This is a genomic window from uncultured Bacteroides sp., assembly GCF_902491285.1.
In the GTDB taxonomy this organism is placed as follows: domain Bacteria; phylum Bacteroidota; class Bacteroidia; order Bacteroidales; family Bacteroidaceae; genus Bacteroides.
The window spans coordinates 1-12,547 of the sequence record NZ_CABUHK010000114.1; the positions used below are offsets into that span (position 1 = coordinate 1).

The following is a 12,547-nucleotide window of genomic DNA, read 5'->3' on the forward strand; positions in this document are numbered from 1 at the left end:
GGAGTAGTGGATATGAGCTTCTTCCTTTTTAGGCTAGCAAAGGTATATGCATGAACGGAATTAACAAAACTTAATCCCCCAAGAATTACAACTGAGCCAAAAAAGGGGGCAGTAGAAAGTACATACCTGTTATTGTTACGTTGGTATTATGTTTACCATATTGTATTTGGGTATTTATTCAGGTCAAAGATATTATACGCTGAATGAAACATTGCTTTGGGGATTTGTCAGCGTTGTGGTTCGTGTTGTGAATCTACTGTTAATGCATAAGATAAGCCCTGGGTTGTGGAATGGGATGAAAGGTAATAGTAGAATATAAAAAATACCGCTACTCAAAGTATATTCGACTTTGATAGCGGTATTTTTTATAGTGTAACTACTATCCGTTAGAACTTGAAGAAGTTCTTAGCATTGTTGTAGCTGATATCTTCAATCATTTGGTTTACGCGTTTCATTTCAGATGCTGGGATTTCTCCGTTCTCTACGTCGCGTCCTACCAAGTTGCATAATGTACGGCGGAAATATTCATGACGCGGGTAGGATAAGAAGGAACGAGAGTCTGTCAGCATACCTACGAAACGGCTTAGAAGACCAAGCACAGACAAGGCGTTCATTTGTTTTTCCATACCATCCTTTTGATCGAGGAACCACCATCCGGAACCAAACTGAATTTTTCCCGGGATAGAACCATCCTGGAAGTTGCCCAACATAGTTGCAATCACTTCGTTTGCGCATGGGTTCAGGTTATAGAGGATTGTTTTAGTCAATTTACCATTGGTGTTCAGGCGATCAAGGAATTTAGCCATTGCTTTGGCTGTAGTAAATTCACCGATAGAGTCGAATCCGGTGTCAGCGCCCAGCAATTTGAACATCTTGGTGTTGTTGTTGCGGATAGCGCCATAGTGGAACTGCTGCGTCCACCCTTTTTCCCAATCCATTTCCCCGAAAATCACGAGCATAGCTGATTTGAATTTCAGAATTTCTTCTTTAGTCAATTCTGTACCGCCATATACCTTATTGAATATGGCCTTGATTTCAGCATCAGTGTAATCTTCTGCGTAGAATTCTTCAATACCATGGTCAGACAAACGGCAACCTTGTTCTGCGAAGAAGTCGTGACGTTTGCGCAAAGCGGCGATCATATCATCAAAATTGGAGATAGTGACACCGCTAACTTCTGCCAGCTTTTCTACATAACTACGGAAATCAGCAGGGACTTCTACCGCCATAGCCTTATCAGGACGCCAAGTTGGCAACATTTTGATTTCAAATCCGCTTTCGCGTGTTTTGATGTGGTATTCCAATGAATCAATCGGGTCGTCTGTAGTACAAACGGTTTCTACATGATAGCGGCGCATCATTCCACGAGCCGAGTATTCAGGCAGAGCAAGTTTCTCGTTACATTCATCGTAAATCTCGCGTGCAGTTTGCGGATTCAATATCTTATTGATGCCGAATGCTGTTTTCAGCTCAAGGTGAGTCCAGTGATACAACGGGTTACGGAATGTATATGGGACGGTTTCAGCCCACTTCTCGAACTTTTCCCAGTCTGTGGTATCTTTTCCTGTGCAGAAACGTTCGTCTACGCCATTGGTACGCATTGCGCGCCATTTGTAGTGGTCACCACCCAACCAGATCTCAGTCAGTGATTTAAACTTGTAGTCGTCAGCTACCATTTGTGGGATTAAGTGACAGTGATAGTCGATGATTGGCATCTTAGCCGCATGCTCGTGATACAACTTTTGCGCAGTTTCTGTCTGCAACAAGAAGTTTTCGTCCATGAAGTTCTTCATTATTACTGTGTTTTAAGTATATAAAATTATTACTTTCTACATTTATACCTATATAGTATTGATTTTAAAGCTAATAGGCGTAAATATCGTTTTAGTTTTATTAACCGTTATCGAACACAAAAATAGAAAACTTACTTGGAGTAACAAAATAATTCGTATATTTGCAGCGATTATTTATAATATTTAAGTTTTAGCACTATGGAGGACCAGAACTATACCATTAAAGACATAGCCCGCATGGCCGGTGTTTCCGCCGGAACAGTTGACAGGGTATTGCACAATCGCGGCGACGTGTCTCCTAAGAGTAAAGCTAAAGTACAAAAGGTGCTGGATGAGATTCATTATCAACCGAACGTATTTGCCATCGGATTGGCTGCTAAAAAGAAATATTCTTTCATTTGTTTGATTCCTTATTATATAGAACATGATTATTGGCATTCGGTAGTGGGTGGTATTGAACGTGCGCGGCAGGAGTTGCGTCCTTTCAATGTGAGTGTGAATTATCTGTGCTATCATCATGGTGATGAGGAAAGTTATCGAGAGGCTTGTTGTGCTATTAAGGACAGTAGTGTAGACGCCGTTTTGATTGCTCCGAATTTCCGGGAAGAAACGTTGTCATTGACAGCCTATCTACAAGAGAATAAGATAGCTTATGCTTTTGTCGACTTTAATATGGAAGAGGTGGATGCATTGACATATATCGGACAGGATTCGTATAAAAGTGGATATATTGCGGCTAAAATATTGATGCGCAATTATTCGGTAGGAGAAGGACAGGAGTTGGTTCTGTTTTTGAGCAATAATAAGGATAATCCTGCTGAAATACAGATGCAACGCCGTTTGAAAGGTTTTATGAGTTATATAACTGAAGAGTACAACAATCTGACGATTCATGAAGTGGTGCTCAATAAATCCAACCAGGAAAACAATCAGCAGACATTGGATGAATTCTTTCAAGCGCATCCGAAAGCTGTGCTCGGCGTTGTCTTTAATTCCAGAGTCTATCAGTTAGGGGAGTATCTTCGTCACACAGGACGTAGTATGAAGGGGTTGATAGGATATGACCTTTTGAAAGCAAATGTAGATCTTTTGAAATCGGGTGATGTGCATTATCTGATAGGGCAGCGTCCCGGATTGCAAGGATATTGCGGGGTGAAAGCCTTGTGTGACCACGTAGTATTTAAAAAGACAGTCGATTCCGTAAAGTATATGCCTATCGACATATTGATTAAAGAGAATATTGATTTTTATTTTGAATTTGTATAATATCAACTTTATAAATTACAACTAACATGAAAGCATTAAACAAAGAAACTGCTCCTAAAACACAACGTCCGGAGCGTATTATCCAATTTGGTGAAGGTAATTTCTTACGCGCATTCGTAGATTGGATTATTTATAACATGAACCAGAAAACTGACTTTAACAGCAGTGTGGTAGTGGTTCAACCGATTGATAAAGGTATGGTCGACATGCTGAATGCGCAGGATGACCTTTACCATGTCAATCTCCAGGGATTGGATAAAGGGGAAGTGGTTAACAGTCTGACAATGATTGATGTAATCAGCCGTGCATTAAATCCTTATTCTCAAAATGACGAGTTCATGAAGCTGGCAGAGCAACCGGAAATGCGTTTCGTTATTTCGAATACTACGGAAGCCGGTATCGCTTTTGACCCGACTTGCAAGCTTGAAGATGCCCCTGCTTCTTCTTATCCGGGCAAGTTGACTCAGTTGCTGTATCACCGTTTCAAAACATTCAATGGTGACAAAACTAAAGGTCTGATAATCTTCCCATGCGAACTTATTTTCCTGAATGGTCACAAACTGAAAGAAACTATTTATCAGTATATTGATTTGTGGAATTTGGGTAATGAATTCAAGATTTGGTTTGAGGAAGCTTGTGGTGTGTATGCTACATTGGTAGACCGTATCGTTCCGGGATTCCCGCGCAAGGATATTGCTGCTATCAAAGAAAAATTGCAATATGATGATAACTTGGTTGTTCAGGCTGAAATTTTCCATCTGTGGGTAATCGAAGCTCCGCAGGAAGTGGCTAAAGAATTCCCGGCTGACAAGGCAGGTTTGAATGTATTGTTCGTTCCTTCGGAAGCTCCTTACCATGAACGTAAAGTTACTCTGTTGAATGGCCCTCATACGGTTCTTTCTCCGGTAGCTTACCTTTCCGGTGTGAATATCGTTCGTGATGCTTGTCAGCATGAAGTGATTGGCAAATATATCCATAAAGTGATGTTTGATGAACTGATGGAAACATTGAACTTGCCGAAAGATGAATTGGAGAAATTTGCTAATGATGTATTGGAACGTTTCAACAATCCGTTTGTAGACCACGCAGTAACAAGTATTATGCTGAACTCATTCCCGAAATTCGAAACTCGTGACCTGCCGGGATTGAAGACTTACTTGGAACGCAAAGGTGAGCTTCCGAAAGGATTGGTACTTGGTTTGGCTGCTATCATAACTTATTATAAAGGTGGTGTACGTGCAGATGGTGCTGAAATTGTACCGAATGACGCTCCTGAAATTATGAATTTGCTGAAAGACCTTTGGGCTACTGGTTGCACGAAGAAAGTTACTGAAGGTGTTTTGGGTGCAGAATTCATTTGGGGCGAAGACTTGAATAATATTCCGGGATTGGCAGAGGCCGTGAAAGCGGATTTGGATTCAATTCAGGAAAAAGGTATGCTGGAGACTGTGAAAGGCATTTTGTAATTGATAAGGAAACAGACGAAAGTAGATAAATATAAGGAGCGTTTTGATAGGGAATGTAACTATCAAAACGCTTTTTTTGTTTACTTACTTGAAATGGATGATTAATGATTGTTAAAAGTGTAAATTCTCTATTTCTGCATTTTTTATTTTTCTCATTCTGTCAATGTAGCCAAATTAATATATCCATCTTTGAAAAGTCCGATTTGTAGGGCAACACCATCATCCGCTATAGGTCCTATAACTATATCGTAATTATGAATAATATTATTGTCGGGCTTGTATCTATTTGCAACAATGAATTGTGCCCATTCTTCAGAAACTTCTTTGAATATTTTAACTTGAAGTTCCTCATTACTTAGTTGTTGTTCGTCAAACTCGTATTTTAAGATGTATGGAGAAGTATTGGGAGCAAATTTGGATTTACGAATAGCCATTTCCTTAGCCTGTTGCTCTATATCAGTCAAATAAAAGCCTTGCCCAAAATCTTTGTATGGCATACATTGAGCTAAGTCTATTGACTGAATATCTATATTGGTTCCATGATATAAAATCATTCTAATTGTCCTCCATTGTTTTTGCAGATAATAGCTATATCGTTTATAGCATCTTCTATTGATAACAAATGTTCTGCTTCATAACATTCGTCTAAAAAAGCTAAGCCGCCATATCGGTCGAGATAGTTGAAAGCTGCTAATAAAGATATTCCATACTGTTTTGCAAAAGTAGCAATGCAGTAATTGATATACTTTATTTTATTATCATTAATTTGTCCCATATCTTCTATTCGATTTACTAACAAAGAAACAAATTAATGGATAAATTAGCAAGGGTATTAGGTGTTTTTTTATAAAAAGGAGAATTTATTCAGCAGCGTGCAAAATAAACGTTGTAGCCCCAATAGTCACAATCGCACCATCTTCAATGCGGATGCGATCCTTATCCCCGAGAATTTCATTCATCAGAAATGTACCTGTCAGGCTGGGAGCATCACGTAATGTATAAACAAGTTTTCCTTGTTTATTGCGTTTTATATTGATGATGCAGTGGCGGCGATCCATACTCATGTCTCCACTTTCAATAGGCGTATTGATGTTTGTTCCTATACAGCGGCGTCCTATGATATTATCGCCTTCTTGTAATGGGAGTATTTGTTTGAACCCAAATACGTTCTCAATAACTGTGATATATCCGAATTCTTCCTTATGTGCTTCGGCTTCCTTTTCCAGATTCTCCTCTTTTCTGAGGGCTTTTACCTTGCTTTTACCAAGTCGGATACTGAACTGTTTGCCACAATGTTCGCAAACAAATACAAGCGATTGACCTTCGCTATATTTGGTTTCATCAAAATAAAGGTAATTCTCGCATTTGGGACAAAGAACTCGTTTCATGCTTTTTATAGGGGATTTTATTTTGCCAGTAACCAGGCATTCTTGTAGTTTTCATTTTTTCTAAGCTCCAATAACTGCTTGGTAGCTTCTTCACGGTTTTCGAATGAACGGATGCTGACACGTACTTTACCATCAGTATTCAGGGCTTTTGCTTCTGCAAATCCTTTTGCGTTCAATTGATTTGCCATAGCTTCTGCGTCTTTAAGGCTAATTCCGCCTGCTACTATAATATGGTAAGGATGATTCACATTGGTTTGTGGCTTAACTGATGTAAAAGTAGGGGTTGCTTCCTGTTTGGTAACTTTTACCTCTTTTACAGCAATAGGTCTTGATGTTTGTGCTTTATTCGCTGTTAGCTTTGGAGTAGACGAAGTCTTGCTTGAAGCGGAAGACTTTTTAGTTTGTTGTGCAACAGCAATGTCGTTCTTTACAGGAACAGGAGTTACTGCAACCGATTGCTTTTCGATTTGCTCAAAAAGCTCACCAGGCAATAACTGTGCATAATTGTTCTTTTGAACATCGGTATTCTCTACCGGAGTTGAAAAGGCAAAAAACAATACGATAGCGGCAATCATGGCCGCGGCATTACGAAGAAATGCACGGTTGATGCTAATTTCATAAGTTTTTTTCTCTTTTTCCAGGTTAGCAGGTACTAGTACCTTTTCTTTTTGTTGCAGAGTAGAAAGTTCGTGCATTTCAAAAGAATCCAAACCATAGAGGGAAGGAGTCGTTATCTTAAAGTCATAAGGAACGAACTCATAATTCCCGTAAATGTTATAATGAATCTCACCAATATTTTCCAGATGCGCTTTACCTTCTTCATGAAGAAGTTCGATAAATTCGCTCACTTTCTTTTCTACAATACGGTTGGCATCAGCAAAACTCGTGTCGTAGGCTGTCATATAGGATTGAACCAATACTCCGTCGTTCAACTTTAATTGAGGATTAAAGCCGATAGTACGGGTAGGAGGTAAAAAAAGATTTTCTTCTTTTACATGAGTTGCAGGAGCATAATGTGCTACAAAACCACCAAATCCCGGAACGATAACACAGTCGTTTTCCAGTAATAAAACCTCTATATGTTGTGCCAATTCAATCATGTCTGCAAAATTAAGAGATAAATTGAATATATCCCAGAAAACTACGAAAAATTCACTACTTTTGCATCGTTTTATTTATTACTATTAACGATGAACTATATACAGACGGAAATAGACGGAGTGTGGCTGATAGAGCCGAAAGTATTCTCCGATGAACGTGGCTATTTTATGGAAGCTTTTAAAAAAGAGGAGTTTGAAGCCAATATCGGACCTGTAAATTTTATACAGGATAATGAGTCGAAATCTTCTTTTGGCGTATTACGCGGATTGCATTATCAGAAAGGTGAATATAGCCAGGCCAAATTGGTTCGTGTCATTAAAGGGGAAGTGTTGGATGTTGCCGTTGATTTGCGTAAATCATCACCCACATTCGGAAAACATGTATGCGTATTGCTTAGTGAGGAAAATAAGAGACAGTTTTTTATTCCCCGCGGTTTTGCACATGGCTTTGCCGTATTAAGCGAAGAAGCTGTTTTTATGTATAAGGTAGATAATAAGTATACTCCACAGGCAGAAGCTTCTATTATATATAATGATGAAACATTGGGAATAGACTGGCCGCTGGCTGAGTCGCAGATGTTATTGTCATCCAAGGATAAGGAGGGTACTGCCTTTAAAGATGCCGTATATTTCGAATAACTTCTAAACAAACAATATAGTAAGAATGAAAATAGCGATTGTAGGAACCGGATATGTAGGTTTGGTAAGTGGTACATGTTTCGCTGAAATCGGCGTGAATGTAACTTGTGTAGATACTAATAGTGAAAAAATAGAATCTTTGCAGAAAGGTGTCATTCCAATTTATGAGAATGGATTGGAAGAGATGGTGCTCCGTAATATGAAAGCAAAGAGATTGAAGTTTACTACATCATTGGAGAGTTGTCTGGACGATGTGGAAGTTGTATTCAGTGCTGTTGGCACACCGCCGGATGAAGATGGTAGCGCTGATCTGAAATATGTATTGGAAGTAGCCCGTACTATCGGTCGAAACATGAAGCAATATAAATTGGTGGTAACCAAGAGTACGGTTCCGGTGGGAACTGCAAAAAAGGTGCGTGAAGTCATCCAGGAAGAACTGGATAAGAGAGGAGTGAAAATAGAGTTTGATGTTGCTTCCAATCCGGAATTCTTGAAAGAAGGAAATGCAATCAATGACTTTATGAGTCCGGACCGTGTAGTGGTAGGAGTAGAGTCGGTACGTGCGGAAAAACTTATGTCTAAATTATATAAGCCGTTTTTATTGAATAACTTCCGTGTGATTTTTATGGATATTCCATCTGCGGAAATGACTAAATATGCGGCAAACTCAATGCTGGCAACCCGCATCAGCTTTATGAATGATATTGCAAATCTTTGTGAGATAGTTGGGGCCGATGTAAATATGGTGCGTAGCGGAATCGGTTCGGATACACGTATCGGACGTAAATTCTTATATCCGGGAATCGGATATGGCGGTTCTTGTTTTCCGAAAGATGTGAAAGCGCTCATTAAGACTGCGGAGCAGAATGGATATACAATGCGGGTACTTAGTGCTGTGGAAGAAGTGAACGAACAGCAGAAGAGTGTCTTGTTCGAAAAACTAATGAAGCATTTTGATGGTGATTTGAAAGGTAAGACAATCGCTCTTTGGGGTCTGGCATTTAAACCGGAAACAGACGATATGCGTGAGGCTCCGGCGTTGGTCTTGATTGACAAATTATTGAAGGCCGGTTGTCAGGTACGTGCATACGATCCGGCAGCAGTGCCGGAATGTAAACGTCGGATTGGAGACAGCATTTGTTATGCTTGCGATATGTACGATGCAGTGCTTGATGCTGATGCCTTAATGCTGGTGACCGAATGGAAAGAATTCCGTTTGCCTTCATGGGCGGTTATTAGAAAGACAATGGCTCAGCAGGTGGTGCTGGACGGACGTAATATATACGAGAAAAAAGAAATGGAAGAGCTCGGATTCGTTTACCATTGTATTGGTAAATGAAAAAATAAGAGTATCTTTAGACAAAACTAAGACAGATGATGAAATATGTGGCTATATCGTTAATGATGGTCTTTTCTGCAGCATGTAGCAGCAATAAGAATCCATATTTTTCCGAACACGGGAAAGAGGATACGAATGCTAAGGAGCTGTTGCGGGGAATCTGGCTGGACGATGAGACTGAGAGTCCGTTGATGCGTGTGGAAGGGGATACTATCTACTATGCCGACGCACAAAGTGCCCCGATTGCATTTAAGATTATACGGGATACTCTCTATACGTATGGCAATGATACGACTTATTACAAGATTGATAAGCAAGCGGAACATATATTCTGGTTTCATTCCATAACAGATAACATAATTAAGTTGCATAAATCTGAGGATCCGAATGATTCACTGTCATTTGTTCGTCGGGAATTAGTCATCCCGACTTATACTGAAGTAACTCAACGCGATAGTGTAGTGATCTATAATGGTACTCGCTATCGTGCTTATGTCTATATTAACCCTTCTAAAATGAGGGTTATCAAAACGACCTATTCCGAAGACGGGATCAGCATGGATAATGTGTATTACGATAATGTGATGCATATCTGCGTCTATGAGGGCAAGAAGAGTTTATTTGCCAGTGATATAAACAAGCAGATGTTTGCTCAGGTAGTTCCTGAAGATTTTCTGATGCAGGCTGTTTTATCGGATACGAAGTTTGTAAAAGTAGACCGGAATGGTTTTCATTATCAAGCTGTTTTAGCCATTCCGGAAAGTTCAATCTATAGCATTGCAGATATGGAAGTAAGTTTCGGGGGAAAACTTACTATAACTTCAACCAAATAGCGGATTTTGTTTTAACTCTGTTTGGGAGAAGGGCGGTTATTACCTTTTCCGCCATTGTTCTTTCCCCGGAAATTCTTTCTTTTAAAGTTGTTGCCATACTTGTTCTTGCTGAAAGAACGTGGCTTGTACTCCGGTGCTTCTCCCAACTCTGCGGGAATGGGAATTTTATAAATTTCTTTCTCCAGGAAATTCTCAATGCTTTTGAAGCTGCTCTGTTCTCTTTCGTTGATGAATGTAAGTGCTACCCCGTCATTGTTGGCACGTGCCGTACGTCCGATGCGATGAACATAGTCTTCGCTGTCGTGAGGGACGTCAAAGTTGATAACCAGACGAATATCGTCAATATCAATACCGCGGGCAACGATGTCTGTGGCTACTAGTATATTGATCCGACCGGCTTTAAACTCGTGCATCACTGCTTCCCGTTGTACTTGTTCGAGGTCAGAATGCATTTCTCCTACATTCAACTTCATTGACTTCAAAGCTTTAGCTACTTCTTTGACCTTGATTTTGGAAGATGCGAAGACAATGACACGTTCAGGTACTTCATCGATAAAAAGACTACGGATAATACCTAACTTTTGGTTCTCATGGCAAACATATGCAGCCTGGATAATTTTATCAGCAGGCCTTGAAACGGCCAACTTTATTTCTGACGGATTATTAAGGATTGTATTTGCAAGTTGTTGTATTTTGGCAGGCATGGTTGCAGAAAACATGATAGTCTGTCGCTCTTTCGGCAAATACTTCACAATCTGCATAATATCTTCATAGAATCCCATGTCGAGCATACGGTCTGCTTCGTCCAGAATAAAATAAGAAACCTTGGAAAGGTCTACATATCCAAGGCTTAAATGGGCGAGAAGGCGTCCGGGAGTGGCAATAACAACATCAGCTCCCAATGTGAGTCCTTTTTTCTGCTGTTCAAACAGGATGCCGTCATTTCCGCCATATACGGCAACACTCGATGCGGGCATAAAATAGGAAAAACCTTCCATCTGCTGGTCTATCTGCTGGGCCAATTCCCGGGTAGGGGACATAATGACACAATTGATAGCATCCTCAGGATGTTTTCCTTCAGATAGTTTATTTAAAATAGGAAGCAGGAAGGCTGCCGTTTTGCCTGTACCCGTTTGTGCCACTGCTATCAAATCTTTCCCTTCAAGTATGATTGGGATTGCTTGTTCCTGAATAGGTGTGCACTCGTCAAATCGCATGGCATCAAGCGCCTCAAGCACATTTGCGTTTAATTGTAATTCGGAAAACTTCATTCTTTTATTAATTTGTCAGCAAAGATAATTTATTTTTCGGTCTAATTACATATTCAAATAGGAATCTTTGAATCCAAGGAAATAGAGCACTCCGTCAAGCCCGATCGTATTGATGGATTGTTTGGCGTTTGCCACTACCTTGGGTTTTGCATGGAAAGCGATTCCCAGTCCGGCAATCCCCAGCATCGGAAGGTCATTGGCTCCATCACCTACAGCGATGGTTTGTGCAATGTCGACCTTTTCCACTTGTGCAATCAATCGTAGCAGTTCTGCTTTCCGTTTGCCATCTACAACATCTCCCAAGTAGCGTCCGGTCAGCTTTCCATCTATAATTTCCAGTTCGTTGGCATATACGTAATCTATACCATACTTCTTTTGAAGATGCTGCCCGAAATAAGTGAATCCGCCGGAAAGAATGGCAATTTTGTAACCATATTTTTTCAGTACGTACATCAGCCTGTCTACTCCTTCTGTGATAGGCAGGTTTTCAGCTATCTCTTGCATAACGGATTCGTCTAATCCTTTCAGTAGGGCTACACGACGGGTAAAGCTCTCTGTAAAGTCTATTTCGCCACGCATGGCACTTTCTGTGATAGCTTTCACTTCGTCGCCGACACCGGCACGGATAGCCAATTCGTCGATAACTTCAGTCTCGATCAATGTAGAGTCCATATCGAAACAGATCAGACGGCGCATGCGGCGGTACATATTATCCAGTTGGAAAGAAAAGTCCATTTCCAGTTCGCTGGCCAACTTCATCAGGCTTTCCTGCATGGCAATGCGGTCTTTGGGAGTACCTCTCACTGAGAATTCAATGCAGGCACGTGTACGTGCATCTGTAGTGCATTCGTCCAAAGGAATACGGCCTGTCAGACGTTTGATTGCGTCGATATTCATGCCTTGTTCTGCCAGTACGCTGGTTGCCGCCGATATTTGACGTGCGGAAAGTTTGCGGCCAAGTACAGTCAGGATATAACGGTTCTTTCCCTGCATGCCTACCCAATTTTCATATTTTTCTGTAGTAATCGGCTCAAACCGGATGGTGACTCCCAGCGAAGAAGCTTTGAACAACAATTCCTTCATAATGAAACCGGAATGTCTTTCTTCACTCTTAAAAAGAATACCTAATGACAATGTATTATGAATATCTGCCTGACCGATGTCAAGGATGGTAGCATCATATTTGGCTAGTATTTCAGTCACAGAAGAGGTCAGTCCCGGGCGATCTTCACCGGTAACTCGAATCAGAATCAATTCAGAATTTGATGGTTGCATATGAAATAGACTTTTATCCTGCAAAAGTAGAGAAAAAAAGTTCGTTTTTATGCTAAATAACATAAAAAGTTATACTCCAAAAGTGAGATTTTTGCTTATTTGCTTGGAAGTTAATTTAATAATTACTTACCTTTGCACCCGGTTTCAAAAATAAAGGCTCTGATAATCAGCGGATTC

At 40.3% G+C, this 12,547-nt stretch carries 12 protein-coding genes; 5 read left to right on the top strand and 7 right to left on the bottom strand.

All coding sequences use genetic code 11. From position 1 onward, the window contains the following. Positions 1-386 precede the first annotated feature (386 nt). On the bottom strand, positions 387-1,793 hold the full coding sequence (uxaC, locus tag RDN93_RS20120; protein ID WP_308747141.1) for a glucuronate isomerase: 1,407 nt from the start codon (positions 1,791-1,793) through the stop codon (positions 387-389). A gap of 198 nt (positions 1,794-1,991) precedes the next feature. Here uxaC and RDN93_RS20125 point away from each other — a divergent pair, with 198 nt between their 5' ends. Both RDN93_RS20125 and RDN93_RS20130 read left to right on the top strand, forming a co-directional pair. Then, positions 1,992-3,059, top strand: a complete 1,068-nt coding sequence (locus RDN93_RS20125; RefSeq protein ID WP_308747142.1) for a substrate-binding domain-containing protein — start codon at positions 1,992-1,994, stop codon at positions 3,057-3,059. A gap of 26 nt (positions 3,060-3,085) precedes the next feature. After that, on the top strand, positions 3,086-4,525 hold the full coding sequence (locus RDN93_RS20130; protein ID WP_308747143.1) for a tagaturonate reductase: 1,440 nt from the start codon (positions 3,086-3,088) through the stop codon (positions 4,523-4,525). 152 nt (positions 4,526-4,677) lie between these two features. Here the strand turns inward: RDN93_RS20130 and RDN93_RS20135 are convergent, their stop codons facing one another. The 4 genes from RDN93_RS20135 to RDN93_RS20150 all read right to left on the bottom strand — a co-directional run bounded on the left by RDN93_RS20135 (position 4,678) and on the right by RDN93_RS20150 (position 7,013). After that, the gene (locus RDN93_RS20135) at positions 4,678-5,079 is read right to left on the bottom strand and encodes a DUF3990 domain-containing protein (protein ID WP_308747144.1); all 402 of its coding nucleotides are present in this window, start codon (positions 5,077-5,079) and stop codon (positions 4,678-4,680) included. Beyond that, positions 5,076-5,300 (bottom strand): DUF3791 domain-containing protein, encoded by a 225-nt coding sequence (locus RDN93_RS20140; RefSeq protein ID WP_308747145.1) that lies wholly within the window; start codon positions 5,298-5,300, stop codon positions 5,076-5,078. The genes RDN93_RS20135 and RDN93_RS20140 overlap by 4 nt, the downstream gene beginning before the upstream one ends. 85 nt (positions 5,301-5,385) lie before the next feature. Further along, positions 5,386-5,913: an FHA domain-containing protein gene (locus RDN93_RS20145; RefSeq protein WP_308747146.1), complete on the bottom strand. Its 528-nt coding sequence runs from the start codon at positions 5,911-5,913 to the stop codon at positions 5,386-5,388. Between the two features lie 17 nt (positions 5,914-5,930). Further along, positions 5,931-7,013, bottom strand: coding sequence for an SPOR domain-containing protein (locus tag RDN93_RS20150; RefSeq protein ID WP_308747147.1), 1,083 nt, complete (start codon positions 7,011-7,013; stop codon positions 5,931-5,933). 90 nt (positions 7,014-7,103) lie between these two features. Between RDN93_RS20150 and rfbC the strand changes: the two genes are divergently transcribed. From rfbC to RDN93_RS20165, 3 genes are read left to right on the top strand one after another with little or no spacing between them, the layout of a single operon-like run. Beyond that, positions 7,104-7,652 (top strand): dTDP-4-dehydrorhamnose 3,5-epimerase, encoded by a 549-nt coding sequence (gene rfbC / locus RDN93_RS20155; protein ID WP_308747148.1) that lies wholly within the window; start codon positions 7,104-7,106, stop codon positions 7,650-7,652. A 25-nt stretch (positions 7,653-7,677) separates the two neighbouring features. Next, complete coding sequence (locus RDN93_RS20160; protein ID WP_308747149.1) at positions 7,678-8,991, top strand: UDP-glucose/GDP-mannose dehydrogenase family protein; 1,314 nt, start codon at positions 7,678-7,680, stop codon at positions 8,989-8,991. Between the two features lie 35 nt (positions 8,992-9,026). Then, positions 9,027-9,824, top strand: a complete 798-nt coding sequence (locus RDN93_RS20165; RefSeq protein ID WP_308747150.1) for a DUF4738 domain-containing protein — start codon at positions 9,027-9,029, stop codon at positions 9,822-9,824. An 11-nt stretch (positions 9,825-9,835) separates the two neighbouring features. On the opposite strand, the gene RDN93_RS20170 is transcribed toward RDN93_RS20165, so the two are convergent. Both RDN93_RS20170 and serB read right to left on the bottom strand, forming a co-directional pair. After that, a complete protein-coding gene (locus tag RDN93_RS20170; RefSeq protein ID WP_308747151.1) occupies positions 9,836-11,095 on the bottom strand; it encodes a DEAD/DEAH box helicase in 1,260 nt (419 codons plus the stop codon). Between the two features lie 45 nt (positions 11,096-11,140). Further along, complete coding sequence (gene serB / locus RDN93_RS20175) at positions 11,141-12,370, bottom strand: phosphoserine phosphatase SerB (protein WP_308747152.1); 1,230 nt, start codon at positions 12,368-12,370, stop codon at positions 11,141-11,143. Positions 12,371-12,547 lie beyond the last annotated feature (177 nt).

What these genes read in the sequence shown, in the direction of transcription:
- uxaC (WP_308747141.1), bottom strand. Translation starts at nt 1,793, where the DNA reads ATGAAGAACTTCATGGACGAAAACTTCTTGTTGCAGACAGAAACTGCG.
- RDN93_RS20125 (WP_308747142.1), top strand. Translation starts at nt 1,992, where the DNA reads ATGGAGGACCAGAACTATACCATTAAAGACATAGCCCGCATGGCCGGT.
- RDN93_RS20130 (WP_308747143.1), top strand. Translation starts at nt 3,086, where the DNA reads ATGAAAGCATTAAACAAAGAAACTGCTCCTAAAACACAACGTCCGGAG.
- RDN93_RS20135 (WP_308747144.1), bottom strand. Translation starts at nt 5,079, where the DNA reads ATGATTTTATATCATGGAACCAATATAGATATTCAGTCAATAGACTTA.
- RDN93_RS20140 (WP_308747145.1), bottom strand. Translation starts at nt 5,300, where the DNA reads ATGGGACAAATTAATGATAATAAAATAAAGTATATCAATTACTGCATT.
- RDN93_RS20145 (WP_308747146.1), bottom strand. Translation starts at nt 5,913, where the DNA reads ATGAAACGAGTTCTTTGTCCCAAATGCGAGAATTACCTTTATTTTGAT.
- RDN93_RS20150 (WP_308747147.1), bottom strand. Translation starts at nt 7,013, where the DNA reads ATGATTGAATTGGCACAACATATAGAGGTTTTATTACTGGAAAACGAC.
- rfbC (WP_308747148.1), top strand. Translation starts at nt 7,104, where the DNA reads ATGAACTATATACAGACGGAAATAGACGGAGTGTGGCTGATAGAGCCG.
- RDN93_RS20160 (WP_308747149.1), top strand. Translation starts at nt 7,678, where the DNA reads ATGAAAATAGCGATTGTAGGAACCGGATATGTAGGTTTGGTAAGTGGT.
- RDN93_RS20165 (WP_308747150.1), top strand. Translation starts at nt 9,027, where the DNA reads ATGATGAAATATGTGGCTATATCGTTAATGATGGTCTTTTCTGCAGCA.
- RDN93_RS20170 (WP_308747151.1), bottom strand. Translation starts at nt 11,095, where the DNA reads ATGAAGTTTTCCGAATTACAATTAAACGCAAATGTGCTTGAGGCGCTT.
- serB (WP_308747152.1), bottom strand. Translation starts at nt 12,370, where the DNA reads ATGCAACCATCAAATTCTGAATTGATTCTGATTCGAGTTACCGGTGAA.